26 protein-coding genes are annotated in these 26572 nt (G+C 63.3%); 8 read left to right on the top strand and 18 right to left on the bottom strand.

Going from position 1 to position 26572, the window contains the following annotated elements; genetic code table 11:
• Positions 1-89: 89 nt before the first annotated feature.
• The gene (locus tag D3D01_RS01075) at positions 90-1172 is read right to left on the bottom strand and encodes a hypothetical protein (RefSeq protein WP_121510964.1); all 1083 of its coding nucleotides are present in this window, start codon (positions 1170-1172) and stop codon (positions 90-92) included.
• A gap of 133 nt (positions 1173-1305) precedes the next feature.
• On the opposite strand from D3D01_RS01075, the gene D3D01_RS01070 reads away from it, so the two are divergent.
• Positions 1306-1593 carry a DUF5789 family protein gene (locus tag D3D01_RS01070; protein ID WP_121510963.1) on the top strand — a complete coding sequence of 96 codons (288 nt, stop codon included), beginning with the start codon at positions 1306-1308 and terminating at the stop codon, positions 1591-1593.
• A 118-nt stretch (positions 1594-1711) separates the two neighbouring features.
• Here the strand turns inward: D3D01_RS01070 and D3D01_RS23920 are convergent, their stop codons facing one another.
• The 10 genes from D3D01_RS23920 to D3D01_RS01030 form a co-directional block, all read right to left on the bottom strand.
• A complete protein-coding gene (locus D3D01_RS23920) occupies positions 1712-1876 on the bottom strand; it encodes a hypothetical protein (protein ID WP_004962921.1) in 165 nt (54 codons plus the stop codon).
• Positions 1877-1965: 89 nt separating this feature from the next.
• A complete protein-coding gene (locus D3D01_RS23915) occupies positions 1966-2130 on the bottom strand; it encodes a hypothetical protein (protein WP_158598762.1) in 165 nt (54 codons plus the stop codon).
• Between the two features lie 75 nt (positions 2131-2205).
• Positions 2206-2976, bottom strand: coding sequence for a creatininase family protein (locus D3D01_RS01065; RefSeq protein WP_121510962.1), 771 nt, complete (start codon positions 2974-2976; stop codon positions 2206-2208).
• 80 nt (positions 2977-3056) lie between these two features.
• Positions 3057-4781: an alpha-glucosidase gene (locus tag D3D01_RS01060; RefSeq protein ID WP_233563188.1), complete on the bottom strand. Its 1725-nt coding sequence runs from the start codon at positions 4779-4781 to the stop codon at positions 3057-3059.
• The gene (locus D3D01_RS01055) at positions 4778-6487 is read right to left on the bottom strand and encodes an alpha-glucosidase (RefSeq protein ID WP_121510961.1); all 1710 of its coding nucleotides are present in this window, start codon (positions 6485-6487) and stop codon (positions 4778-4780) included. Before D3D01_RS01055 ends, D3D01_RS01060 begins: the two co-directional genes overlap by 4 nt.
• A 97-nt stretch (positions 6488-6584) precedes the next feature.
• The gene (locus D3D01_RS01050) at positions 6585-7667 is read right to left on the bottom strand and encodes a Xaa-Pro peptidase family protein (protein WP_121510960.1); all 1083 of its coding nucleotides are present in this window, start codon (positions 7665-7667) and stop codon (positions 6585-6587) included.
• Between the two features lie 131 nt (positions 7668-7798).
• Positions 7799-8758: a nucleoside hydrolase gene (locus tag D3D01_RS01045; RefSeq protein ID WP_121510959.1), complete on the bottom strand. Its 960-nt coding sequence runs from the start codon at positions 8756-8758 to the stop codon at positions 7799-7801.
• 115 nt (positions 8759-8873) lie between these two features.
• Positions 8874-9887, bottom strand: coding sequence for an ornithine cyclodeaminase family protein (locus D3D01_RS01040; RefSeq protein WP_121510958.1), 1014 nt, complete (start codon positions 9885-9887; stop codon positions 8874-8876).
• Positions 9888-9965: 78 nt separating this feature from the next.
• The gene (locus tag D3D01_RS01035) at positions 9966-10238 is read right to left on the bottom strand and encodes a hypothetical protein (protein ID WP_101349622.1); all 273 of its coding nucleotides are present in this window, start codon (positions 10236-10238) and stop codon (positions 9966-9968) included.
• Positions 10235-11788 (bottom strand): Na+/H+ antiporter NhaC family protein, encoded by a 1554-nt coding sequence (locus D3D01_RS01030; RefSeq protein WP_121510957.1) that lies wholly within the window; start codon positions 11786-11788, stop codon positions 10235-10237. The genes D3D01_RS01035 and D3D01_RS01030 overlap by 4 nt, the downstream gene beginning before the upstream one ends.
• Before the next feature lie 330 nt (positions 11789-12118).
• Here D3D01_RS01030 and D3D01_RS01025 point away from each other — a divergent pair, with 330 nt between their 5' ends.
• Positions 12119-12871, top strand: coding sequence for an IclR family transcriptional regulator (locus tag D3D01_RS01025; protein ID WP_121510956.1), 753 nt, complete (start codon positions 12119-12121; stop codon positions 12869-12871).
• Positions 12872-12970: 99 nt separating this feature from the next.
• Here D3D01_RS01025 and D3D01_RS01020 read toward each other — a convergent pair whose 3' ends face one another.
• Positions 12971-13717 (bottom strand): helix-turn-helix domain-containing protein, encoded by a 747-nt coding sequence (locus D3D01_RS01020; RefSeq protein WP_121510955.1) that lies wholly within the window; start codon positions 13715-13717, stop codon positions 12971-12973.
• A 138-nt stretch (positions 13718-13855) separates the two neighbouring features.
• On the opposite strand from D3D01_RS01020, the gene D3D01_RS01015 reads away from it, so the two are divergent.
• Positions 13856-14899, top strand: a complete 1044-nt coding sequence (locus D3D01_RS01015; RefSeq protein WP_101349626.1) for a DUF1611 domain-containing protein — start codon at positions 13856-13858, stop codon at positions 14897-14899.
• On the top strand, positions 14896-15975 hold the full coding sequence (locus D3D01_RS01010; RefSeq protein ID WP_121510954.1) for a dipeptide epimerase: 1080 nt from the start codon (positions 14896-14898) through the stop codon (positions 15973-15975). Before D3D01_RS01015 ends, D3D01_RS01010 begins: the two co-directional genes overlap by 4 nt.
• Before the next feature lie 43 nt (positions 15976-16018).
• Here the strand turns inward: D3D01_RS01010 and D3D01_RS01005 are convergent, their stop codons facing one another.
• Positions 16019-17119 carry a polymer-forming cytoskeletal protein gene (locus D3D01_RS01005; protein WP_101349628.1) on the bottom strand — a complete coding sequence of 367 codons (1101 nt, stop codon included), beginning with the start codon at positions 17117-17119 and terminating at the stop codon, positions 16019-16021.
• Positions 17120-17320: 201 nt separating this feature from the next.
• On the opposite strand from D3D01_RS01005, the gene D3D01_RS01000 reads away from it, so the two are divergent.
• Positions 17321-18166, top strand: coding sequence for a hypothetical protein (locus D3D01_RS01000; protein WP_121510953.1), 846 nt, complete (start codon positions 17321-17323; stop codon positions 18164-18166).
• A 20-nt stretch (positions 18167-18186) separates the two neighbouring features.
• Here the strand turns inward: D3D01_RS01000 and D3D01_RS00995 are convergent, their stop codons facing one another.
• Positions 18187-19647: a trehalose-6-phosphate synthase gene (locus D3D01_RS00995; protein WP_121510952.1), complete on the bottom strand. Its 1461-nt coding sequence runs from the start codon at positions 19645-19647 to the stop codon at positions 18187-18189.
• Positions 19648-19976: 329 nt separating this feature from the next.
• Here D3D01_RS00995 and D3D01_RS00990 point away from each other — a divergent pair, with 329 nt between their 5' ends.
• Complete coding sequence (locus D3D01_RS00990; RefSeq protein ID WP_121510951.1) at positions 19977-20669, top strand: 6-hydroxymethylpterin diphosphokinase MptE-like protein; 693 nt, start codon at positions 19977-19979, stop codon at positions 20667-20669.
• A gap of 15 nt (positions 20670-20684) precedes the next feature.
• On the opposite strand, the gene D3D01_RS00985 is transcribed toward D3D01_RS00990, so the two are convergent.
• Entirely contained in the window at positions 20685-21683 is a 999-nt protein-coding gene (locus D3D01_RS00985) for a TIGR04024 family LLM class F420-dependent oxidoreductase (protein WP_121510950.1), read from the bottom strand.
• Between the two features lie 240 nt (positions 21684-21923).
• Between D3D01_RS00985 and D3D01_RS00980 the strand changes: the two genes are divergently transcribed.
• Together D3D01_RS00980 and D3D01_RS00975 are read left to right on the top strand one after the other, a co-directional pair.
• Positions 21924-22190, top strand: a complete 267-nt coding sequence (locus D3D01_RS00980) for a multidrug efflux SMR transporter (RefSeq protein WP_101349633.1) — start codon at positions 21924-21926, stop codon at positions 22188-22190.
• A gap of 108 nt (positions 22191-22298) precedes the next feature.
• Positions 22299-22979: a haloacid dehalogenase type II gene (locus tag D3D01_RS00975; protein ID WP_121510949.1), complete on the top strand. Its 681-nt coding sequence runs from the start codon at positions 22299-22301 to the stop codon at positions 22977-22979.
• Positions 22980-23070: 91 nt separating this feature from the next.
• Here D3D01_RS00975 and D3D01_RS00970 read toward each other — a convergent pair whose 3' ends face one another.
• The 3 genes from D3D01_RS00970 to D3D01_RS00960 form a co-directional block, all read right to left on the bottom strand.
• Positions 23071-25308 carry an amino acid permease gene (locus D3D01_RS00970; RefSeq protein ID WP_121510948.1) on the bottom strand — a complete coding sequence of 746 codons (2238 nt, stop codon included), beginning with the start codon at positions 25306-25308 and terminating at the stop codon, positions 23071-23073.
• Positions 25305-25736 (bottom strand): universal stress protein, encoded by a 432-nt coding sequence (locus tag D3D01_RS00965; RefSeq protein WP_121510947.1) that lies wholly within the window; start codon positions 25734-25736, stop codon positions 25305-25307. Before D3D01_RS00965 ends, D3D01_RS00970 begins: the two co-directional genes overlap by 4 nt.
• 101 nt (positions 25737-25837) lie before the next feature.
• Positions 25838-26491 carry a TrkA family potassium uptake protein gene (locus tag D3D01_RS00960; RefSeq protein ID WP_121510946.1) on the bottom strand — a complete coding sequence of 218 codons (654 nt, stop codon included), beginning with the start codon at positions 26489-26491 and terminating at the stop codon, positions 25838-25840.
• Positions 26492-26572: the final 81 nt, after the last annotated feature.

Below are 26572 nucleotides of genomic sequence, written 5' to 3'. Positions count from 1 at the left end.
GTTAAATACCCGGTTTTGACCGAACCGCTCTGTCTCTCCGTGTCGCCGTACGCTGTGAGACGAACAGCAAAATCGGACTGGCGACCGTCTCAGTCGTTGCGAACCCACGCCGAGCAGGCTTCCGTGTCATCCATGACCTCACCGTGGAACGAACAGTACGGCTCGATGTCGCCGTCCTGCATCACGTACTCGAAGTGTCGGCAGTTCCCGCAGTAGGTGTCTGGCTCGCCCTGATGGACCGCCGTCTCGGTAATTGCGTCGTGCCCCGTCGTCGCCGTGCCGCCATCGGTCGACGGCGAGGCTTCCGGGCCGGCCTCAGCTATCCTCGGGTCGAGCGCGTTCTCAGAGGGCCCACTCTGGTCCCTTCGACGCGACGCGGTGTTTTGCTGCCCGGTGTTCGAGCGTGCGTTTGCCTGGCGGCCCGACTCCGTCGCTGCGCCGCTGTTCGACCGTCGCTGGGACCGCGTGTTGCGGTCAGACTGCGTGTCGGTCGACGGTTGGTGGTGGCGGCCGTTGGCCGTGCGCGCATCATCCGAGGGCTGTCCGGTCCCGCCGTCGCTGACAGCGCCGCTCGCTCCCGGTCTATTCGTCTGCGTCTCGACTGTGCCCTCCGGGTCCTGTCCGAAAAACCCGATGCCGCCCAGCCCCGGGAGCGTTCGGGCTTCCTCGACGAGGCGAATCGTCCCTTCCTCGGTCACTTCCATGCGTGCCGTCTCACCGGGGTCGTTTCGCGTCTTGAACGTCGCGAGCGACGCGAACAGACACCAGAACGTCGTCACGATGCCGGCGAAGTAGACGACGCCGGTAAGTAGTGCCAGCAGCGGGTCGCTGCTGGTCCAGCTGTAGGGATACAGCGACTGGAACAGCCAGACGCCGACCGCAGCGACGCCTGTCCCGCCAAGGGCAGTCAGCCGGATTCGTCGACTGGCCGGCAACACTGCGAACACGCCGAGGATAACCGACGGCAGCCCGAGGCCGGCGATGATGCCGGCGATTTGTCTAGCTGCGTAGGCGTCCAGCCCGTATCTGTTGCCGACGGTGGTCGTTGCGAGTGCGATTGCCCCGACGAGTCCGGCAACACCAACGAGAAACAGGGCTGTCCCGACGAGTTGCTGGCGGCGCGATGCGACGCGCCCAACCTCCCCTTCGTACACGTCGGTGAGACTAGTCATGCAGTACACTACTGCTACATCCGATAAAACTACCCGTCAGACAGATGCATGACGCGGGCACGCGCGTACGCAGCCCAACGGACACGCGAACCGTTCCGAAAGCACTAATCGGACCCACGGGCACTGTTCGGGTATGAGCGACGACGAAAGCGAGGACGCGGAGGAGCCGGCTGTCGAACTCGGCGACGGACCAGACGTTGCTGGTGCGCCACTGGCCCGTGTCTCGGCCCGGCTCACCTGGGGCATCGAACACAGCACCATCGTCGACCGCGAGGGAGACACGACGATACGGACGCCGGACGGCCCGCAGGAACTCGCAACGGTACTCGAAGATGTCGACGTGCCGTATTTCGCCGACCGGCAGGAGTTCGAGAACGCGGTCCGAGACGTCATCGGGACTGGCCCCGTCCCGACCGAGTAAGCTGGATTGCGGATCTTTGTCTGGCCAGGCATGGCCACACTAGTTGGTCTGGCTGGTCACGACAGGTCAGCGGTCGTCGTAGTCCGCTACCGTAGCGACACAACGCCTTGGCGACCAGCTATCGCATATTTTCGAGCGCACACACAGTATCGGAGATGATCCACTCCGTCTCACAGTCGGCGTGCTCGATACTGAGCGCGTTGAAGGTCTCTCGTCCGTCATCGACCGTTATTTCGAACGCTCGGCTACGAAGCGACTCCGGGTGGGGACTCGGTGGGGACACACATTCCCCTCATAGGGTGGGACCGATAAACGAGTCGATTCGCGGCGAGAGGGCCGTAACACGCCGATTGGCCGCTGTCTGGCGATTGGTCAGGATTCGGTTCGGTCGCTCACTTCGGCTCTGCCGCGGCGCTTCCCAAACAGGTACGCGGCGACAATGAGCGCCAGGGGGACAACGAGAAACAGCCCCATCATGATGAGGAGGATGACCAGTTCGATAGCCCCGGGCATACCGGGAAACAGGAGGAGGGCCATATCCGCCGTACATCCGCCTGTCGCAAAAAGCCACCTGCCAGGCGAGCCCGGGGACTCGCTCCTGCGGTGTCCGGTTCAGACGTGTGGCTTCGGCAGGAGGTCGTCGAACGCTTGCGCGTCCAGCCACTCACAGAGCCTGACGAGCTGTTCGGTCGCGGCCTCGAACATCTCCGCGCCCTTTTCGGCCGTGGCATCAGTCTGGTCGCCCAGAACACCGTTGTCGGTGTTATCAGCGGCGTCGTAGAAGGTTCGCGAGCCGTACTTCTTTGTCTCGGCTGCCGCAACGCTCGGAATCCCACCGTCCCGTGCGTCTTCGAGGCGGTCGTCGTGAACTAGGTCGGAGCGCAGGTGTTGAATCATGGCCGTTTCTTTCGGGCCGCCGTGTGGTCCGTTCTGTTCGAACAGGTCGTCCACGAGGTCTGGGATGCTCTCGTCCCACATCCACTCGATGGCGTACAGCACTTCGTCGTCCCGGAGCCGACGGCCGACCTCACGGAGGTGCTCGACGTTCCCGCCGTGAGCGTTCACGTAAATGACCCGGTCGATGCCGTGGTAGGCCAGATTCCGTGTGAATGACTCGACGTAGTCGCGAAACACCGGCGCGTCGACCCACATCGTCCCGTTGAACTGTCTGTGATGGGGGCTCACGCCCACGTTGATCGTCGGAGTACAGAGATAGCCCGTCCTGTCGGCGGCTTCTCTGGCGAAGGCTTCCCCGATGAGGTGGTCCGTCGCCAGCGGGAGATGCGGCCCGTGTTGTTCAGTCGACCCCAGCGGCACGAGCGCGAGCGACTCCGTCTCGAAATGGTCACCGAGGTCCGGCCAAGTCTCGTCGGCAAGGTACATACCACTGCTGGTGACGGGCGCGTCTTGAATCTGTGCCTCGCGACGACCGTTTCGGTAGGAGTGCCATAGGGCGACGGTTGTCAGTCGAATAGCTCGTAGACGCGGGCCTCATACGGTGCAAGCGTCACCGTTTCCGGATCTGCGTCGTCGCGGTCGTAATTGCCCTCGAGCAGCGTCGCATCGGCGTACTCGACCGGGAGTGCAACGGTTTCGCTCCCGTCATCGAAGTGCAAGACGACCAGAACCCGCTCGGTTCCCGCGTCCGTCGACAGCGACCGCGTGAACGCGAAGACGGTTTCGTGGTCGGGGAGCAAGTCGGTGTAGTCTCCGTACACCAGCACGTCCCTGTCGGAGCGCAACTGGATGAGTCGCCGGTAGTAGTTGTAAACGGAGTCTTCGTCCGTTCGCTGGGTAGCGGCGTTGATATCCCTGTAGTTCGGATTGACCTTTATCCAGGGGTCACCGTCGGTGAAGCCGGCGTTTCGGGAGTCGTCCCACTGCATCGGTGTCCGGGCGTTGTCGCGGGTCCGGTAGCCGACGACCTCTCTCACGTCCTCGTAGTCCTCGACATCGTCTTGCCCGAGGAGTTCCCGCGCGTGGTTGATGGCGTCCACGTCACGGAGGTCGTCCATCGTCTCCCAGTCGGCGTTCGTCATCCCGAGTTCCTGCCCCTGGTAGATGTAGGGCGTGCCACGGAGCATAAGGACGAACGTCCCGAGCAGCGTCGCGGATTCCCGGCGGTAGTTCTCGGGGTCGCCGTAGCGGGAGACGCTCCGCGGCTGGTCGTGGTTCTCCCAGTACAGGGCGTTCCAGCCGTCCGCCGCCAGCCCGTCCTGCCAGCGGTCGACGATGGTTTTCAGCTCCGGCAGGCTCCAGTCGCCGACCGACCACCGCTCGCCGCCGTCGTAATCGAGCTTCGTGTGCTGGAAGTGAAACGCCATGTCCAGCGGGCCGTCCGTGCCGGCGTACTTGCGGGCCGACTCGACAGTGAGCTGTGGCATCTCGCCGACAGTCATCACGTCGTAGTTCGACAGCACCGACTCGTCCAGTGCCGTCAGATACGACGACAGCTCCGGCCCGTTGATGAAATGCTCGGAGCCGATCCATTCGCTGTCCGGCTCGCCGTCGGGCAGCCCCTCGACTTTCGACAGAAGGTTGATAACGTCCATCCGGAAGCCGTCGATGCCCCGCTCCAGCCACCACTCGATGGTGTCGAAGACGTCCTGCCGGACGGCGTCGTTGCGCCAGTTCAGGTCCGGCTGTGAGGTGTCGTACAGGTGGAGGTAGTACTCGCCGCGCTCCTCGTCGAACTCCCAGGCGGAGCCCCCGAAAAAGGACTCCCAGTTGTTCGGCGGCACGGGCTCGCCGTCCGCGTCAGTGCCGCCCTCGCGCCAGATGTAGTAGTCCTCGTACTCCGGGTCGCGCTGTCGGGACTTCTGGAACCACTCGTGTTGGTCTGACGTGTGATTGACGACGAGGTCCATGACGAGCCGCATATCTCGGTCGTGGACTTCCGCGAGCAGCGCTTCCCAGTCGGCCATCGTTCCGAACTCGTCGTAGATTGCCTGATAATCGCTGATGTCGTAGCCGTTGTCTTCCTGTGGAGAGTCGTAGACTGGATTGAGCCAGATAACGTCGACGCCGAGGTCGGCGACGTAGTCCAGTCGGTCGACGATGCCCTGCAGGTCGCCGACCCCGTCGCCGTCGCTATCGCTAAAACTGCGTGGGTAAATCTGATAGACGACTGCTTCTTTCCACCATTCGCGGTCCAGTTCGCCGTCGGAAAGCATCTGCGATGACATCATTGTTGCTCTGAGAGTTCGTAGAGGCGCGCTTCGTAGGGCTGCAGTTCCAGGTCTGTGCCGTCGTGGCTGCTGGATTCGACCGCCGCGTCCAGTTCGTTCCCGAACAGCGGTGTTGCCTCGGCCTCGACCGGGACCGAGACGCGTGTGGCCGTCGGTGAGACGTTCAAGACGACCAGCACGTCGTCGACATCGACCGCCGGGTCGTCGAGCGTGCGCCGATAGGCGTACACCGTCTCGTGGTCGGGCAGTAATAGATCGTATTCGCCGTACACGAGCACGTCCAGGTCGCTCCGGAGGTCGATGAGGTCGCGGTAGTACGACAGAATACCGTCTTCGGTCGCCTCGGCCGCAGCGACGTTCACCTCCTCGTAGTTTGGATTGACCTTTATCCAGGGGTCACCGTCGGTGAATCCGGCGTTCCGGGAGTCGTCCCACTGCATCGGCGTCCGGGCGTTGTCCCGCGAGCGGAACTCGACAACGTCGCGTGCCTCGTCGTAGTCGTCGATATCACCCGACTGCAGGGCGAGTTCGACGCGGTTGGACGCGTCCGCGTCCCGGATCTCCTCGACTGACTCCCACGGGCAGTTCGTCATCCCGATCTCGTCGCCCTGGAACAGGAACGGCGTCCCCTGATGTGTGAGCAGGAAGGTCGCCAGCAGCGTGGCCGACTCCTCGCGGTACGCCTCGTCGTCGCCGAAGCGGGAGACGATTCGTGGCTGGTCGTGGTTGCCCAGGTAGACGGTGTTCCAGCCGTCGAGTTCGGTCTGCCACTCGGCCATCACCGACTTCAGCTCGGGCAGCGACCAGTCTTCGATAGTCCACCACCCTTCCTGCTGGTCCAGCAGCATGTGCTCGAAGTGAAACACCATGTCCAGCGGTCCGTCGGCGCTGACGTAGTCACCGGCGGTGTCGACGTCGATATCGACGCACTCGCCGACCGTCATCGAGTCGTAGTTGTCGAACGTTTCGGCGGCCATTTCTTCGAGGAACTCCTGTGTCCGAGGCCCGTTAGCGAACTGCTCGATACCGACCCATCCGGTGTCCGGGTCGCCGTCGGGCAACCCTTCCGGCTTGGATATCAGGTTGATGACGTCCATCCGGAAGCCGTCGATGCCCTTCGCCAGCCACCAGTCGATCATCTCGTAGATGTCCGAGCGGACCTCGGGGTTCTCCCAGTTCAGGTCCGGCTGGCGCTCGTGGAACAGATGGAGGTACTGCGCCCCGACCTGCTCGTCGTAGGTCCAGGCCGACCCGCCGAAGCCGGTGGTCCAGTTGTTCGGGGGCGCGGGGGTACCGTCCTCGTCGGTGCCGCCCTCGCGCCAGATGTAGTAGTTGCGGTAGCCATCCTCGTCTCGGCGCGAGCGCTGGAACCACTCGTGGTCGTCGGAGGTGTGGTTGACGACCAGGTCCATGACGAGTTTCATGTCCCGGGCGTGAATCTCCTCGAGTAGCTCCTCCCAGTCTTCCAGCGTGCCGTACGCCTCGTGGATGGCGCGGTAGTCACTGATGTCGTAGCCGTTGTCGACCTGTGGTGACTGATACACCGGGTTGAGCCAGATGACGTCGACGCCGAGGTCAGCGACGTAATCCAGTCGGTCGATGATACCCTGCAAGTCGCCGACGCCGTCGCCGTCGCTGTCGTTGAAGCTCTGTGGGTAGATCTGGTAGACGACCGCTTCCTTCCACCAGGCGCGCGCTGCGGTCATACACAGGGGTAGCCTGAGCCGTTCCTTAAACCCACGGATTCATACAACACCCGTTGTAAACACTCTCTCCACAATCGGAAACAGCGTTCCAGCGCCGCTACAGCTCAAGCACCGTGTGCCGCGGCAGTTCGAGGTCGTAGCCGACCGCCGAGACCGTCTCAGTCGGCCAGTCGCCGGTCCCGGACAGCAGTTCGACGTCGTCTGCAGAGACGAGATACGTGTCCTCGCTCTTCGTACCGGCGATAGTCGGATTCCAAGCGTACCCGTGTGGCAGCGCGACCTCACCCTCGTGTCCGGGCGTGGCGATCCATTCGCGACCGGCGAAGCCCGTCGCACCGCCCTGATGATGATTCTGCCACTCGCCCTCCCAGCCGACCTCGGCGTAGGCGTCCTGTATCGCGCCGAATACGTCGCCCGCTGTGCCGCCATCTCGGCCAGCAGCCTGTGTCGCAGCCAGCGCAGTGGTTTCGACGCGGGCAGCCTTGCGGGTGCGCTCCATGAGCCACTCCGGCGGGTCGAACGCGACCGCTCGGGTGGTGCTGACGTGGAGGCCGTTCCGCTCGACGGTCACCGACATGAGCGCGTAGTCACCGAGTTCAGCGTCTGTCGGGGTGTAGTGTCGGTAGGATTGTGCTCGCTCGGCGCTGCCGACGAGCACGACGGGTGTGGCGATGCCCCGGCCTTCGAGCTTCTGTCGGAGCACCGCGGTCACATCAAGCTCGGTGTGCGACGGCTCGACGTTCCGCGCGACAGCCTCGACTGCTTCGGCCGTGTCTCGCGCGAGTTCGCGGCACTGCTCAATCTGGGTCTCGGTCAGTGGCTGACGGAGACGCGCGGCGTCAACTGATTCGAAGCCGGGGACATCGAAATCAGCCGCCGCCGGGGTCGGACTCGCTTCAGCGACGGCTTCGGCCAGCGACTGTGCGTGCCAGTCGAATGTCTCGACGGCCACGTCGCTGTCGAGTTCCTCGTCGCGGAGCCGCGGCGCTTCGATGTTGTCGGTGACGACCCGTACCTTGTCGCCGTCGTAACCTGCGGCGGCGACGCCAACGCCGACCTCCCGGTCGACGACGTTGTCACCACCGCCGGTGAGCCACGCGAAGGAGTTCGGTCGGGCGAACCAGACGGCTTCGAGCCCCGCTGTCCGGAGGTACCGGTCGAGACGGTCTGTAAGCGTCATACCCTGACATGCCGCCGGCCCCCAGTAAAAACCAGGGACAACACGCGGCACCGGGACTGGTGCCACAGGTCTCACACAGCGGCAACGACGATACACCGTCCGTTACTCTCGTGTTCGCCTCCGCTCCTGACTCACTCGGTGATGCCGCTGTCGGGGTCTCGGGACTGGAGCAGCGAGTACATGACTGACTGGAAGGCGTCGCTATCGACGGACTCTACGACGTGGGTATTCGGGTCGCTGTCGGTCACACCGTTGACATCGACGCTGGTGTACCCACGGGTGAGTCCCTCGCGGTCGTCCACCGCAACGTGATACGTCGACACCGCTTCGCGGAGTTCCGGGTACGCAAACAGCGCGGCGGTGACACTGTCCGGGAGTGCCGTCCACCCGGGGTCATCGGGGCCCTCACTGTTGAACGCCCGGGCCTGCGCTGTCACCGACTCGAAGAACGACGCCAGTTCCGTGTCGAACGCCGATACCGCCTCGAACTCGGGAGTGCCGAACACTGCGTCCCGAAGGCACACGCCCCAGTCGACGAGCGTCACCTCGAAGGCGTCGAACACACGCTTGGCGGCGTCGGGATCGACCCACAGATTGAATTCCGCGGCGGGGGTGACGTTCCCTGCACAGTTGACGTTCCCGCCCATTACCCACACTTCATCGACGAGGTCTGGCAGCTCGGGCTCGCGGGCGTACGCCAGCGCCAGATTGGTCAGCGGGCCGATACAGAGCAGCGTGATTTCACCCGGGGCCGCCCGACAGCGGTCGACGATCTCGTCGGGGCCAAACCCCGCCGCCGATTCGATGCCGGTGTCGGGGAACACGTCCCCGCCGAGGCCGTCCTCGCCGTGAATGTACGTCGCGTGTTCGAACTCCTTGAGAAGCGGCTGTCTCGCCCCTTCGTAGACGGGCACGTCGAGTGAATCGGCGAGTTCGAGCGTATACTTCGCGTTCTCGACTTCTCTGTCGAATGGAACGTTGCCGGCGACGACCGTGATTGCGTCGACAGTAATCCGGTCACTGAGACAGGAAAGCAAAATTGCCTGTGTGTCGTCGCCCGCGGTATCCGTGTCGATGATGACGCGTCGCATACCCCCTCGTCGGATGGCACATACAAATGATACCGGGCCACAACTGCGTGCCACATCGACACTGCGTCGCTCGATACCACTGTAGAGCGACTACCGGTGCTGTAGACCGGCGTACTTACACCATTTCGAGGCGGTGTCCGCTGTCGTCACCGAGCGATTCGTACACGATACGTGCGGCAGCGATGTCCTGAATCGCGAGGCCGGTCGAGTCAAAGACGGTATTCCCGGACAGGTCCTCGCGACCCGACGCGCTCTCGACGACAATCTCGCCGAGTTCGGCGTCAATATCCGACTCGTCGATATCGCCTGTGCTCCATGGAACGTTTATCTCGCCGGAGTGGGTCGTCTGTTCGAAGTCGTCGATGACAAGTGTCGCCTCGCGGATAACATCGGTGTGGAGTTCCTGCTTCCCTTCGGCGTCGGCACCCATGGCGTTGACGTGGGTGTGCTCCCCGAGGTCCTCAAGCGTGACGATGGGGTCTTCGACCGGCGTGACCGTCGACAGGACGTCACACTGGGCCGCCTCAGAAATCGTGCCGGCGCGCACGTCGAACTCGTCGCCGAACGTGTCGATAAACCGCTGGACCCGGTCGTCATCGAGGTCGCTAACGACGACGGACTCGATCGGTCGCACCTGCGAGATGGCCTCCAGTTGCGTGTAGGACTGGACGCCGGCACCGATGATGCCCAGCGAAGATGCCCCCTCGATAGCGAGGTGGTCCGTCGCCACGGCGGCGGCCGCACCGGTTCGCTTCATCGTCAGCGTCGTCGCGTCCATCACGGCAAGCGGGAAGCCGCTCTCGGGGTCCGTGTATACGAGTGTCCCCATCACGGTCGGTAGGTCGAACTCGTCGGGGTTGTCCGGGTGCACGTTCACCCACTTGATGCCCGACGCCTCCCAGTCGTCCGTTTCGAGGTAGGCCGGCATCGACCGGAAGTCCCCGTTGTGCTGTGGCAGGTCGATGTAGGACTTCGGTGGCATCTGCGCCGTGTCGTTTTCGTATGCGGCGAATGCGGCCTCGATGGCCGGGACGAGGTCCGCCATCTCGACGGTCGCTTCGATGTCCGTACTGGGAACGATAGTCGTCTGGTTGTGCTGTCGTGCTGTGGAATGGAGTGAATTGCTCATATGCTGTGAATCTCTTATATCGGTTTTATCGGTCGCGCTATACTGGCTCGCTGCACTGTTCGGCACTCTGTGGCACTGCTAGAACGACCCCTGCGACAGCGTCTTCCGGTGAGTGACCCGGCCGCGGTGCTCGGCGTCGTCGAACGACTCGACCGTTGCGAGCACGCGACAGCCGACGATATCCGCCTCACCGTTTTCGAAGTAGAGGCGGGTCTCGCCGACCTGTGCGACCAGCTCGCCGGATTTCTCGTCGAGTTCCGTGACGTACACTTCTATTTCTTCGCCCGCCTCGAACGTCGGCGTGGTCGACCTGAAGGACATCCCGGTGAGGAACTTGCTGAGCATGCTCATAGACGGGTCACATCCTTGGATTTGCGGTCAGTGGTGTACTCAAGGCCGAAGCCGGTCAGCGCGGAGAGGAGGAACACACCGAACAGGAACCAGCCGTGGAAGACGTACGGCCACACCTGGACGGGGTTGACAATCATCGCGCTGGTGAACCATTCGTACTGCTCCGGGAGGCCCTGTAGCGTCGCGAAGCCGATGAGAACGCCGCCGCCCCACGGGAAGATGTACCCGAGCGCCGAGGTGTTCGCGTCGAGGATATTCGCCCGTCGGTAGCTATTGATGTTGTACCGCTGGCCGATGCGAGCGATGTACGGCGCAATCGCGATCTCTGCTGCCGTGTTGATCGTAATCATCGAGTTGACGAGGGCGGTCCCAACCACCATCGTCGTCTCGGCTTTTCGGACGCCCGTTGCGACATTTTCGAGAAGCCATTCCTGTATCGCTTCGAAGCCACCGCCACGGATCATGATCTCCGACCCGGCGACGATGAGCAACACGAGCACGATAAGCGGGAAGAAGCCGGCTGCACCGTTGTAGATCGAGCCGGTCACGCCGGCGTTTTGCGGCGCGACCACTTCGGCAACAGGGAGCGCACCGGCCCAGCTCGCGGCTGCTGACGTTTCGGGAACTTTGAACAGCAACACGTCACTCAGCGGTGCGAGATCGAAGATGACGTTGAACACAACCGCAACGATGAGTCCCCACGAAATGGCCTCGACAATGTGTCGGCCCATGACCGCTGTCACGATGACGACGAGCATGGAGATGAGATGCAACAGTCCCGCTGGTTCGCTGTTCTGGACGAACAGGTCCTGTGCTTGCTGGGAGATGTCCAGCCCGGCCATCGCGTTTCCGGCGAAGACGTACGCCGCAAGCGCCAGTATCGCTGCGATAACAGCGTACTTGAACCGCGACGCGACGACGCCGCCGATATCGGCGTCCTGCGTCACTGCGCTCACGATCGTCGTATCACTGACTGGCGCGAGGTTGTCCCCGAAGACGGCCCCGGAGAGAATTGCTCCGAACAGCAACACCGGATTCGCCCCGAGCAGGATGCCGGCCGGGAAGAAAAGCGCCGAGAACGCGACTGCCGCGCCGTAACCAGTACCGATCCCGGTCGTGAACAGCGCTGCGAGGATGAACGTGGCGGCTGGGAACAGTGCGCCCCCGACGTCGGCCGCGTTCGCTGCCCAGACGAGTCCGCCGACGAAGCCGCCTGCCTGGAGCGTGCTCGAGAACATCCCTGCCCAGAGCCATGCGACGACTGCTGTCGCGGCGACTCGCTTCGTCATCCCATCGAAGATGGTGTTCGCGTAGTTCTTCCAGTCTCCTTTGGCGAAGAACATCCCGACGATGAGCGCCACGAGCATTCCCGCGACAAGACCAGTCGTATCCCCGATTCCGAACAGGCCACTCTGGACAATCGCCCACAGGATAAACAGCCCTATGGGAATAACGCTCATCCACCGTCCGCCGTAGAACTCGATTGCTTCGACATCTGGGCCAGAGATCTCCTCGATCTCAGTCCCATCGCCGCTATCCGTGTCTGACATGCATTCTGTGCCTCGTCAAATACACACGCAAAAGTTCATGATAATAGCTAACTCAGCGGTAACAAATCATCGGAGCCGCCTCTGGTAAATTCTCATCCCGTCGCCGTCGCTGTAGACATATAAAACTCCGCTAGGATTGGAATTCGAGTGGTGTATTACCCCTGAATATCGTCCAGATTGAACTGAGTGGACACAATTTCAGACATATACTCTAAAAATATAACTCGTGGCAATCACTAGGCCGAATAATATCAGCGAATGGTATAATATCGACAGAACCTGTTCCACTATGACCGGACTTTTTTATACTGGTGTCGAGTCCACTGTGGTATGGACAGCTCTAGCGGTCGTCGTCTCCAGACGACCGAAACCTCCCTCGCGATCATTGATGCGGTAAACGAGCTGGGGGAGGCGCGAATGAGTGAGCTTGCGGACCGGCTGGACCTCTCGACGAGCACCATTCACGTTCACCTCAGGACACTCCTGGATCAGGAGTATCTGGTCAAGCGGGGTGAGCAGTACCGACTCGGCATGAAGCTGTTCCACCTCGGAGAGGGCGCCCGGACCCGAAACGAGTGGTACGAGGTCGCCCGTCGCAAAACACACGAACTTGCCGATAGCTGTGGTGAGGAAGTCACGTTTGCCATCGAAGAGTACGGACGTGCGATAACGTTGTTCAACGTCGTCGCTAACGTCCCGTCGAAAGGGTTCCAGGTGGGTCGGTACTACTACCTGCACAACTCGGCAGTCGGCAAGGCGATCCTCGCCGCGTTGCCGGAAACCAGAGTCAACGAAATTCTCGACCGGTGGGGATTGCCTGCTGAGACGGAGTACACAATCACCGACCGAGAAACCCTTCTGGACGACATTGCACGCACGGAAGAGCGCGGTTACTCGGTGAATGATCAGGAAGCAGTCGAGGGGCTTCGTTCGGTCGGCGTGCCGGTTACCGCCCCACATGGTGGCGTCCTCGGCGCGCTCGACATCTCCGGCCCACTGTATCGGCTCCCACCGAACGAGGAACTCGCATCGATGTTGCAAGACGTCGTTGAGGAGCTGGAATCGGAACTCGGAGCCCAGTAGCGCTCTGTCGCGCCTGTCGTCGCAAGCTTGGAACGCTGCCACCTGCTCTGTGACAGGAGACACGACAACTGGCCGGTGAGCCGAGACCCTGTGTTGTCGTCAGCCCCGGTCGGCGTCTCTCGGACCGAGAAGCGTGGCCTCGACTTTCTGGAGGTGTTCGTGAAACGTCGTCTTCGCGATACCGAGCTCGTCGGCTAGCTCGCTCCCGCTTACCTCTCTCGGGTAGTCGTAATAGCCGCGTTCGCGGGCCAGTTCGAACACGTCGCGCTGTCTGTCGGAAAGCTGTCGGACCGCCAGTTCGTCCCGCTCCCTGCTTCCGGTGGTCGCGGACGTAATCTGGGTCACGGTGATCGTCGCGTCTTTCTGTGCGCACACGGCGTCGAGCTTCTCCTGTATTGTCGTCCGCGATTCGTCGATAGCGACCGTCCAGTACTCGGTCCCGTCGCGGATTCGGATCGGCTCTTGATTCATGAACCCGTGTGAGACCAGCGCGTCGTGGATGCTCTCTTCGGGGCCGTATTCGACGAGAAGCGTGCGCGTCGCTTTGTTTACCGGTGCCGATATCCCGCCGAAGCTACGACGAGTATCCATTTCTGTGACTGCATGGGTGTGGTCGGATGCCCGGGTCGCCGCAACGAGCGCCTCGACCGCGGCCGCCGACTCAGCGTATGCGACGACGTGGGCTTTGACCTTCCCGTCGACCAGATACGCCGCGTTGACCAGCAGTTTGGCTGCAGTGGCCGCCGTCACTTCCCGCATCCAGCAGTCGGGATGCTCCAGTTTGAGTGTCAACTGGAGACCGCCGCTGGACGGGGACGCGGCCATATCGGAGCCGTCAGTGGCCATCGTTCTCTCCGGGTTCTGTGACGCGATAGCGCTCGCCTGTTCTTGCTTTCATTACCGGTTGTCGTCCTCCAGTACTCTCAGTGGAGGCCACACATGTAAGGCTCTGGATTGTCAGTCACGCCCGCAGTGTCCTTCAGTATGGACTTGCGGCGAAAATACGACGAAGGCACGCCCGCCGTTGTGCTCGCAGAGGGGGAGTTCGGACAGCCGGAAGGTAAGACGGCCAACGGTATCGTTATGCACGGAGAGCTGTTCGACGCGCAGGCCGTCGTGGACTCGACGTGTCCGAGCCCTCACGCCGGAGCGGCTCTTGAGTGGCCTGCTGCCGACAGCGTCCCGGTCGTCGAAACCGTCACCGAAGCGCTGGATCGGGCCCCGGACGCGGCCGTCCTTGTCATCGGCGTCGCGCCCGCTGGTGGTGACCTCCCGGAGTCATGGGCCGAGGCAATCAAGCACGCGATGGAGCGGGGCTGTGATATCGTCTCCGGCTTGCACGTCTTTCTGAGCGAGCGCCCGGCCTGGACCGAGCGCGCACAGCAACACGGTGTCGACCTCGTTGACGTTCGGAAACCTCCAGCCGTCACCGATCTGACGCTCGGTGACGGCCGCGGGGCTGCGGCCGACGCAGACGTCGTCCTGACGATGGGGACTGACTGTGCAGTCGGGAAGCGAACGACGACCTTTGAACTGTACCGGGCCGCGACCGATGCCGGACTCGACGCCGGCTGGGTCGCGACGGGACAGACCGGCATCCTCGTCGGCGCGGACCGCGGCGTCGTCATCGACCGGGTCCCGGCTGACTTCGTCTCGGGCGTCGTCGAGGACATGGTGCTCGACGTTGCGACGGACCACGACATCGTGTTCGTCGAAGGGCAGGCCGCCCTCACGCACACCGCATACGGCGGGGTGACGCTCGGACTGCTCCACGGAGCGGCCCCCGACGCAGTCGTACTGGCCGATGACCCTTCTCGGGAGGCCCGGTCCCACTTCGATGACCTCACTGTAGCCGGTGTCGAGGCCGAATGCCGCGCGATTACCGCCCTCACAGAGACGACAGTCGCCGCCCTCTCGACCTGGGGGGACCCGGAGGCGGAAACCGCCAGAACAGGGCTTCCGGCGGCGAACATCTACGACGATGACGGCCCGGAGACACTCCTCACAGCTGTTCTGGAGGCGCTATGACCCGTATCGACCGTGTCTCTGTCGAATCGCTCGATCGCGAACTCCGCGAGCCGTTCGAGATCTCGCTCGGAACTCGTGAGAAAGCGCGGAATCTGGTCGTTCTGGTCGAGACGGACTCGGGCGTCGTCGGCCACGGGGAGGGGTCCCCGTTACCGCCAGTGACCGGCGAGACGCAGCCGGCTGCCGTGGCGACTGCCCGGTCGGTAACGTCGATGCTTGAGGGAGCGTCCCTCGCCGACTACCGCGAACTCGCCGGTGAGGTGCGGGCCGCAGTACCCGGAGCGGTTACGGCACTGTTCGCCGTCGAGACGGCGCTGCTCGACGCGTACTGTCGCGACCGCGGTATCCCGCTCTCGGAGCTGTTCGGCGGAGCGCCGACCCCAGTTACCACCGATATTACCGTTCCGATAGTCGCGCCCGACGCGGCAGCCGAGCGAGCCACCCGTGCCGCGGCCGCGGGCTTCGACCATATAAAGGTCAAAACCGGCGGCGCGATTGACGACGACGTGGCCCGAACCGTTGCGGTCGCAGACGCCGCACCCAACGCAACGATTACCGTGGACGCGAACCAGGGCTGGACGCCGAAGGCTACAGAGCAGTTTGTCGACGAGGTGGCGACGGCTGGGGTCGACCTCGCTCTGGTCGAACAGCCGACGCCGAAGGACGATGTCCGCGGTCTTGCGAGGACCCGCGACAGACTCTCGGTCCCCGTCGCCGCGGACGAGGCCGTATTCACGCCCGCGGACGCAACTACCGTGGTTCGCGACGGGGCTGCCGACGTGATCAACGTCAAACTCGGGAAGTCCGGGCTCCTCGGGGCAGCGGCAATTGCGACAATCGCCGAGGCCGCCTCGCTCGATTGTATGCTCGGCTGTATGCTCGAAGGCGCGACCGGGATTGCGACGAGCGCTCACCTCGCCGCTGGGCTCGGTGCCTTCGACTACGTCGACCTAGATGGCCACCTGTTGCTCGACGAAACGCCGCCATCGATGGCGTTCGGTCCGGGCATCGATATCGACGGGCCGGGCCACGGAGTTTCGCTGCCGGCGGCTGTGAGTGGTGCGACTCAGAGCTGATGCTGTGGCGGGACGGTTCTCACGCAAAATAGCGTCCGGGCAGTTACTCTGCGGACTCCGCCGCCTCTTCGACGTCGGAATCGGCTTCTGAAGCATCGCTGCCAGTCGTTGCGCCAGTCCCATCGCCGCCGTCGGTTGCCGCGCTGTCCGCAGTGGCAGCGGTATCGTCCGCTGTTACATCAACCGCCGGATCGGTATCGTTGGACTCGCTCTCTTCGGTGGCTGGCTCCGTAGTGTCAGTATCAGCTTCAAGCGATTCGGCCATTTCCGCCATCGCCGCAGCGGACTCGTCCGGCCGGTCCAGAACCGCTTCGGTGTGCATTCGCATCTCTTCGCTGGCCCGGATCGTCCCGTCGACCGTCGCGTTCTCGTGGAGTTCGACGGTCGTCCCCGAGATGTCGCCCCAGACCTTCGCGCCCGGGCCGACGCGGACGGTCCCGTTGCGGGTCGTTACGTCCCCTTTGATCTCTGTGCCCCGGCCGACCACGATGTCGGCTTTCGCGCGGAGGCTTCCGAAGACAACCGTGTCACGGCCGACTTCGAGTGATTTTGCACGGATATTTCCGTGGAGCCGGCAGTCGTCGCCGACCGTCGCTGGCGTCGACACGCGCCAGGCGTCATCCGAGACGCTCGCGCCGCGTGGAATCAGAACCGGGTCGTGCTCGTCACTGCCGTCGTCTAGCATCTCGTCGATTACTTCCTCGGCCGCGTCTTCCTCGCCGATGCGGAGGAGTTGTGAGAGGTAGACGAACAGGAAGACGATGGTCGGCATCGGATTGCGGATGACGATCCAGCCGTTCGCCTCGAACCCGTTCTCGATGTCCACGTCGTCGCCGATATCAAGGTCGCCCGCGACACGGAGTTCGCCGCCGATGTGTACTCGTTCGCCGATGTAGGCGTCCTCGCCGACCAGCACGTTGTCCGCCACGTCACACCACATATCCAGCCGACAGTCACCTTCGGCTTCGATGTGGCCGCCAAAGCGGACTCGCTCGTCGGCGATGACCGTCCGCCCGCGCACGCCGAACTCCACGGTGGACTGGCCGCCGACGATGACATCACCGTCGGTCACCAGGTCGTGTTCCTCGACGGTTGTTCCGTCGGGAATGTCGAGTTCGGACAGCGGGTCGGAGCCGAGTGGCACGGTTCCTATAGCGTTTTCGTTCGTATTAAACCCTCATGACGTGCATGACGGGCGTCTGACGCGGGTCGGACGGGACCGGCATCGCCGCAGTCTCGCGACGGCAGCGGGACGGTCATCGAGTCCGTGTATACCCTGAAGCCGGACGGAATCTGACAGCTGAACGGCCATAACGAACTAACCCACTGATACAGTGGCACCGATATGTCTCTCGAACGCCGTCATCTCTCGCTTGCACTTGCGGTGCTACTGATAGCGTCCGCTGGCTGTAGCGGGCTGTTGGGCACTGAATCGGGTACAGCTGGAACAGACACCGAAATAACATCGACCTCGGCTGACGTCAACGGCCCCGCACCCGGCTCGTCCGGCTTCGATGCGGCGGCTATCGAACGCGGACACTTCGAGCGGCTGTCGAACTCGTCGTTTACCACGTCGCTGTCGTTCCAACTTTCGACGGTCCGCGACGGCGAGAACCGGTCGGTGTTCATCAACCGGACCGTTGCTATCGACCGTGCGAACGACCGGTCGCTAGCGCAGGGCGAACTGGTTCAGGCCGGCGGCGACACGCTGGTGACAACGACGTACACCGCCGATGGAACCACCACACAGCGCCGTGTCCTCACCCGCGGTGAGGAGGCGATGACGGAGATCCGGGCTGCGTCACCGCCGTACGACGGGTCGGTCCAGCCGGTCAACGAGAGCAGTGTCATCGACCGCTCGTTGCTCCAGTCACTGGGGTCGGACATCAACTGGACGTACGCCGGTACCGAGACGGTCGACGGTGACAGGGTCTCGCGGTTCGAAGCGACCGGGGGTAACGTTACTGGCTTCGCGGCCGACGACGCTGTCTCGACGACCGTCTCGGCCAACGGGACGACGGACTCGGCCAGTGCAACCGTCCTTGTTGACGAGGATGGCGTCATCCGGTCGTTCCAGTACCGGGTGACCACTGAGCGGGACGGCCAGCCGGTGACGGTGACGCTGTCGCTTTCCGTTTCGCAGGTCGACGATACCACCGTCGCGGAGCCGGACTGGCTGTCGAACGCGTAGCGCCGGTAACTGACGGCCCCCTACGGTGACTGCCCGGGGCTGAACTGTCTGGCGACCCACTGTGAACTGTCGAGCGCTTCGGCGCTTTGCTGCAAGCGCGCCAGCCGGTCTGCTCTGTCCGCTTCCTCCAGTTCCAGCGCCCGCTCGATGGTGTCCGCAATCGCACCGATATCGTGCGGATTGACTGTTAGCGCGCCGTCGAGATGGGTCGCCGCGCCGGCCAGTTCACTCAGTACGAGTGCGCCGTCACCATCAACACAGGCGACCGGATACTCGTGGGCGACGAGATTCATCCCGTCGCGGTGTGGCGTCACGACCATGACCTCGGCAGCCCGGTACAGCCCGGCCAACGTCTCGTTGTCGAGGGTGGCTTCGGTGTAGACGATGGGCTGCCAGTCATCGGTCCCGAAGCGGTCGTTGACGCGTTCGACGGCATCGACGACGTCCGCTCGGTACCGTCGGTAGGCGGCAATCCCCTCCCGCGTTCGACTTGCCTTCTGCACGTACGTGAACTCCCCTCGCAGGTCCGGCCGCCGGTCCCAGAGGTGCGCCAGCGCCTCAATCCGCTCGGGGATGCCCTTCGAGTAGTCGAGCCGTTCGACGCCGAGCGCGAGGCGGATGGACGTGTCCGAGCGACTGCCGCCCAGCACGGTATCGCGGACACTGCCCACGCCGGCAGCACGCGCTCGGTCCCGGACCCCCTCGGCATCGATACCTAGGGGGTTCGCGACGACTCGCGTCCGCTCGTCGTTCCGGGTGACTGTCCCGGTGTCCGTGTCGATGGTTGCCGCGGAGAACGCACTATCGACGCAGTGCAGGAACTGCTCGGCGTACCCTGCTGTGTGAAAGCCGATGACGTCACACGCCAGCAGTCCGTCGAGTAGCGCGTCGCTGTGGGGACAGTGCTGGAACACCGACGGCGCGGGCCAGGGGATGTGCCAGAACTGCAGTAGCCTTGCCTCCGGCCGTCGCTCCCGGAGCAGTTTAGGGGCGAGCGCCAGATGATAGTCCTGGAACCAGACCGGCTGGCCCGCGTCAGCGACCGTGTCGACGGCCTCGGCGAACTGCTCGTTGACGGCGCGGTACTGCTCCCAGTAGGCTGGTTCGGCCCACATCCGGCCCGTATCCTCGTGACAGAGGGGCCAGAGCACTTGATTGGCGTAGCCGTAGTAGTAGCCCTGGACCGCCGCGTCGGAGAGCGGGACGCGTTTCAGGTCGTAGGCCGGGTCCGACGGCGGCACTTTGACAATACCTTCGTGGGCGACAGCCATATCGGCGTCGCCGCTGCCCCAGGCGACCCAGGTGCCACCCCGTGACTGCATCACCGGGTCGAGTGCGCTCGTCAGGCCACCCGCGGCGGACTGGACCCGTATCTCGCCGTCGTCGCCCCGCTCGTGGCTATACGGTTCGCGGTTCGAGACGATCACCAGCGAATCCGGAACTGCACCGTCTTGCGCACTCACCGACAGTTCCGGGACCATTTGTCCTCCGTAAGGACTGCCCCGTCTTGAGGCTGTCGCGGAGTGCTGGCGTAGCTACGGGGTGGAACAAGTTATCGCTGCCCGTGAGGTCTGCCATTCGTGTCTGACGGTAAGAGAAAACTTATACCGGAGGCCTCGAAAGAAAGGGGTGAAAGCCGAAAGGGCACCCGGGTAGGGGTACACGGACGTGCCATTTCGGCTCAACTCGGTTTATCTGGCCACGAATCCGGTAGCGACAGCAACGCTCCGGGCCAGTGACAGCGTCGTGCAGTGTGACTGACCGGGGAAACAAGACAGAAGCATGTCCACTTCGTGGCGTCTGATAACAGATGGAATTTCACACCTGGGAGCCAGTGTATTCGGACATTCTCGACGACTTCGGGTACCCTCGTGACGGCGACGAGCTCGCCTGTGACCGCTTCGTCGAACTGCTCGGCGACGATAGCACATACGACCCGACGACCCTCGGACTCGACGGTGCATCGGTGGCTATCGCCGGAGCCGGCCCGTCACTGGAAACCGAGGCCGACCGTGCAGCCGACGCCGACGTGGTCCTCGCGGCGTCCACTGCTGCCGACCGTCTCCAGGCGGCAGGCGTCGCCGTCGACTGTATGGTTACGGACCTGGACAAGAACGCCGATACCGGGCGGAAACTGACTGCCGCCGGGACGCCGGTTGTCGCCCACGCCCACGGTGACAACATCCCCGCACTGGAGACACACATTCCGGCCTACGACAGTGAGTTCGTTGTACCGACGACGCAGGCGACACCCGCCCCGCCGGTCCGCAACTACGGCGGCTTCACCGACGGCGACCGCGCCGCGTTCCTCGCGGACCACTTCGGCGCTGCCTCGCTGGTATTCCCCGGATGGGACTTCGAGGATCCGTCCGTCACTGCTGAAAAGCGGCAGAAGCTCCGCTGGGCCGAGCGCCTGCTTCGCTGGCTAGAACAGCGCCGTGGCGAGCGCTTCAACGTTCTCGATGGCCGTCGCGACGCCATCGAGCCGGTAGTGACCGACTGAAAGCCACTCCCCACTTCAGGGTGCTAACACGTCGATGGTCGCGTCGATAGTGTCCCGTTCTGCAGCGCGGGGGAACGAGATGTTAATCGCGTCCACGCCATCGATAGCCTCGAACTGTGCGATACGGTCACGACATTCTTCAGGTGTCCCGGCAACGGCAATGCTGTCCAGTAGCTCGTCACTGATCGCGTCGACGGCGGCCGCTTTGTTGCCCGACCCCCATTGCTCGGCGATCTCGTAGGCGGTGTCCTCGTACCCCTGCCGGGCCAGCGCGTCGCGGTAGAACGTCCCCATCCCGCCGATGTAGAACGCGACGTGCTGACGGGCCAGTTCGCGGGCCTGCTCCCGGTCGTCCATCGCACAGCACGTCAGCGACAGCGTTACCCGCTGGTCGGCGCGGTCGCGGTCGCCGAGGTCCGCGCCGTGCTCGAAGTCTTCGAGCCGGTCCCGAAGGCCGTCAGCGGTCAGCATGAGCGCATGCCAGCCGTCGGCGAAGCGACCGGCGAGTTCGACTGATTTCGGTCCAAGACCGCCGGCATCCACGGGGGGCGCGGGTTCGGGCGGTTCACAGCGCAGCCGGAACCCGGACAGCGAAAAGATGTCTCCGTCGTAGTCGACGGTCTCCCCGGAGAGTACCAGTTTCATGATGTCGACTGTCTCTCGGGTGTACTTGAGGGGGCTCTCGAACTCACGGCCGTGCCAGCCTTCGATGACGATGGGCCCGGACGGGCCGACGCCAGCGCGGAAGCGGCCGTCTGAGACCTCCTGCAGTGTCGCTGCGGTCTGGCCGAGCAGCGCCGGCGACCGCGAGTACACGTTCAGAATCGATGAGCCGAGGCCGACCGCCGACGTGTGTTCGGCGATGCTGGTCAGCGTCGTCACTGCGTCCCGCCCCCACGTCTCCGGGAGCCAGACCCGGTCGTAGCCGCTGTCCTCGGCCTGCTGGCTCATCCCGACAAGCGTGTCGACCGACGGCTGGGCTGCGACCGGGAGATACACGTCTCGCGCTGTCATCTGTCGCCCTCCACGCGTCGAGCGGCGACCGGCCGTACTCCTGTCGGCTGGAACGTATGTACCTGAAACATGGCTCGCAGTGCGGCCGCACGGGAGATAAAGCCACATGAGAGGGGGAGTGTCGCCCGTTGTCCGCGGTTTATTCACAGGACGGTCAACTGGGCCGGGAGCGTCTCGGAAAGGGGACTGGTGAGGTGACGACAGTCGAAATGTATCGTATCTGTCCACAATTCTCGACGAGTGAACCCATACGCCTTCCTCGGAGCCGTGATTGTGTCCGAACTGCTCGGGACAACGTCGCTGAAACTCTCAGAAGGGTTCCCACGTCCCGTTCCCCGTCTCGGCGTCGTCTACGGCACCTGGGCCGCGCTGGGAATCGTCGGTGTCGTGGCGATCGGGACTGTCGTGTTCGACCGGCCTATCGACCTCCCCGGTGCCGTCGGGATATTGCGCATCATCATCGGCGTGTACTGTGTCACCGTCCTCTCGGAGACGTCTGCGCACTGAGCGGGAACCGGCCACAACACGCCCAGCGTCGTGAGTCTGCCCGTGCCGAACAGCTGTGCGTCCGGCTCGGCGACCGGCTATATGAGGCACCCGGTTCTACGGGGGCCTATGCCGTTCGACCCGGACCGCGTAACGACGATTACGTTCGACTCGTACAGCACCATCGTCGACGTTGAGGCGGCTCAGAAAGCCCTCGCCGACCGGGTAGATGACCCCAAACCGGTATCCCGGCTCTGGCGCTCTCGTTCACTGGCGTACACGTTCCTCGCTAACCAGATCGACGCCTACAAGCCGTTCTACGAGATGAACCGCGACGCGCTCCAGTACGCCCTCGATGTCCACGGCGTCGACATCACTACCGAGGAGCGCGACGAGATTCTCGCCGTCTACCACGAACTCGACGTGTTCGACGACGTTCGTGACGGCATGAACAAACTCTACGACGCCGGCTACGACCTCTATGTCGTCTCGAACGGGAACCCCGAGATGCTCGACTCCATGGTTGATTTCGCCGGTATCGGCGGCCTGCTCGAAGACACTGTCAGTGCCGACGAGATCCAGACGTTCAAGCCGGCGGCGGAACTGTACCGTCACGCATCGGACCGGACGTCGACTGAGATCGAGGAAATCGCCCACGTCACTGCAGGGTATTTCGACGTGTACGGGGCGATGCACGCCGGGATGCAGGGCGTCTGGGTCAATCGCGATGACGGCCCCTGGGACTCGTTCGCCGGCGAGCCCCATCTCACCATCGGATCGTTCTATGACCTTCACGAGAGACTACTGTGAGGCGTCGAAACGGTATGCAGCGGTGCCGGTGTAGCGGGTTCGTCGAGTGAGCCAGGAGAGCGGGTAGTCAGCGGGCAGACGTACCAGCTACTCAGAACAGCCGCTCAAGCAGGCCGCGGTCGCGGCGTTTCTCCGCCAGCAGGACGGAACACTCCACGTCGTCGACAACGTCCAGCACGAGCGACTTGGAGACGAGCCGGCGAAGTAGACCCTCCTCGGTCGCGCCGATGAGGAGCAGCGTCGAATCGGTGGCAGCGTTCCGGATCGCGGTCTCGACATCGCCGGATTTGACGAGGCGCTCCGCGTCTTCAAGCCCCTGCTCGGCCGCCCATTCCCGCAAGAATTGCTTGCCTGCCTCGCGGTCGTCGTCGACGTTAAGCAGCGTCACGTCGGAACCATATTCGGACTGTAACAGTTTCGCGATGGCGGCCGACAGCTCGGAGTCCGGCCCACCGGCTGTCGGAAGCAGGATACGCGAGGGGTCGAACCCGCGGTCACGGAGCACGAGGAAGTCACAGGGAACTGTCTCTGTGAGTTCGTCCATGGCAGACTCCGCCCGCCCGGGCGAGCCGTGCGCGTCTGGCCCCCATCCCATCACGACGAGGTCCGCCGTCTGCGTGCGGGCGGCGTCGAAGATAGCCTCGTAGGACTTGTGCGAGAGGACGGTGTGTGTTTCGACATCGACGCCGAACGTCTCGGCGTCCTCGCGAGCTTTATCGAGCAGTTGCTGTGAGCTCTTGTCGATCTCATCGGATCGGTCGGCGGCAGCCGAAAGCGCCGTCTGGTCGGGGACGGTGACGATGTGGGTCGCGATTACGGTTCCGCCGCGCTGTTTGGCGATGGCGCTGGCGAGCGTAATGAGGTCCTGTTCGTGTGCAGGATTGGCTAGTGGGACCATCACGCGGTACTGCCCGCCATCGGGCTGGACGCCGGCGGCCGCGCTGACGGCCGCGTCCGGCATTTCGTCGGACCGCGAGATGATGTGTTTCGACAGGATGCCCTGTTTTTCGGTGCGCGACCGAGCGTAGAACCCGTACCACAGTATCGCTGCGGCGGCGATGCCAAAGGAGAGCAACAGGGCGTCGCTGGCAACGAACACCAGTAGGGCAAAGGAGAGCACGACTCCCAGAATCGGCAGTAGAGGATACAACGGCACCACGAAATCCGGTGCGTACTCCTCCGGATTCACGTACCGCATGACGATGAGTGCGACGTTGAGTAATCCGTAGATGATGAGATGCAGGCCCGACGCAGCGCCCGAGAGCAGCGTCAGGTCCCCGATGATGATAAACAGGAGAATCAGGCCGCCGGTAATGCCGATTGCCCTGTACGGCGTCCCGTAGCGGGGATGTATCTCGTTGAGGGCCGGCGTGACGATCCGGTCACGGCCCATCGCGAAATTGATGCGTGACGACGCGAGGATGGAGGCGTTCGCGCTGGACGCTGTGGCGAGCAAGCCGCCGAACAGGAGCGCACCCCCCATTACAGCCCCCTGAATGTAGCTCCCGACCTCGACGACGGCGATCGGGTTCTCGGCGTCGGAGCTGATGATGTCCGCGATGAACCCCTGCGGAACGGCCGCGCTCATGATCACGAGGACGAGCGCGTAGATGACAGTCACGATGACGACGCTGCCGATAACTGCACGCGGAAGGTTCTTTCCGGGGTCTTTGATCTCCTCGGCCACGCTCGTAATCTGGACGAAGCCGAGATAGGAGACGAAGATGAGTCCCGTCGTCTCCAGAGTCGTAACCACGTCAGTAGCGGCCGGCAGGTTGGACGGCTCGGCCCGGAGCGTTCCGAGGAGTGTGAACACGGAGAGAATGGCGATAAGCAGGACGACGATGATGTTCTGCAGTCGCCCGGTTTCCTTCGCGCCGACGTAGTTGATGAGGACGAAGAAGGCCCCGCCGACGAGTGCGATAAGTTTCACGACGGTGAGCGATATCGGATCGACGCCGACGCTGCCGGAGAGACCGAAGATGCGGGCGATGTACCGGCCAAACCCGACCATGTAGAACGCGCTCGCGAAGGCCAGACCGAGCCAGTTGGCCCAGCCGGCGACCGAGCCAAACATCGGCCCGAGCGCGTGGTTGACGTAGTAATAGGCCCCGCCCGAACGCGGCATCGCTGTGCCGAGTTCGCTAGCCGACAACGCCGTGAACATGGCGATAACGCCGCCCAGAATGAACGCCACGGACGCCAGCGACCCAGCCTTGAGGATGGCCTCGCCCGGGAGGACGAAGATCCCCGCGCCGATCATCGTCCCGACGCCGATAGTCAGCGCCGCCAGCGGTCCGAGGTCCTTGGCAAGGTCTTCCTCGCTCATGTTCCATCCTCTCGGGGGAGTGCAATGACGGGCCGGTCCGAATTTGTCACCAGTTTCAGGGAGACGTCACCGGAGAGAAACTGCATGAGTCGGTTCCCGCCACGGGACCGATAGGCAATAGCGCTGGCGTCCACTTCCGCAGCGGCCTCGAATATTGTCTCCGCGACATCTCGGCCGTACGCGGTGTGTTCGCTGGCGTCAGGGAACACTGTCCGGACGGCAGCGTACGCCTCTGTGGCCAGTTCTTCGGACTGTTCGACCGGTGTCTTGTCCGGAACGCCACCGCCCTTTTCCACGACATGCAAGGCGGTCACGCTCCTTGGTTCGTACGGTTCGAGCGCCTGCGCCGTCGCCAGCGCGTCATCCTCGTCGGTGACGGGAAGAAGTACGTGGCCGAGGAGACCCTCGTCCGTGGGCTCACTGGTCATAGTGGTGGGAGAACCTACTCGCTGTTAAGCGTGTGTATCCGTTTTCTCGCATACGAATAAATAATAAGAGATGCTGACTATCAGGCTGACAACTCGGTCTGTTACCCGCGCATGAGATTCAACACTTCGTCGACGACATCGGTTTCGACGGCGAGAATATACTGCTCGTCAGGCTCCAGTACCGTTTCAGCGCCTGCGAGTTCCGTTCGATCGGCCGTCGAAATCAGGAGACTGCCAGCCGGAAGCGCGATCTCGTCGAGACGACGCCCTGCAACGGGGGCCGACGGAGCAACACTCACCTCGATGATATCGAGGTCAGCGGTTGGGTAGACGAGCGTTCGGATATCCTCACCGGTCAGTATATCGGCCGCGTAGTCTCCACCGAGATATTCGGGAAGTAGCGTTGCGTCGACGACTTCACCGTACTCCTGGTCCGTCTCCGTCTCTGCTCTCGCGATGGTCCGAATCGAGGGTGCGTACTGCTGTGCCTCCATACAGATGGCGAGATTCGTGCCCGGTTCGTCAGTGAGTGCGGCGATAGCGTCAGCCTCTGACAGGTCTGCCTGTTCCAAAATTGACGGTCGCGTGGCGTCCCCGTGGATAACTGGGCCGATATACGCATCCGATAGCGCCTCGACGCGTTCCGCATCGGCCTCGATCAGTAGGACGTCGTGCCCCTGTTCAACGAGGTTTTCGGCGGTTTGTTTCCCGACGCGGCCGCCGCCGGCGATGACGAATCGCTTTGTCCGGGCCATTGTTGTACTGTTATCGATGTGTTATCTTCAATGCCCCGCCAGTTCTAACCGAGCGGGAACGCAACTGGCTGAATCGGCGGT

The organism is Haloarcula sp. Atlit-7R, from assembly GCF_003666065.1.
In the GTDB taxonomy this organism is placed as follows: domain Archaea; phylum Halobacteriota; class Halobacteria; order Halobacteriales; family Haloarculaceae; genus Haloarcula; species Haloarcula taiwanensis.
Note: the sequence above shows the minus strand (reverse complement) of the source record. Positions and strands in the feature narration are given on the sequence as shown.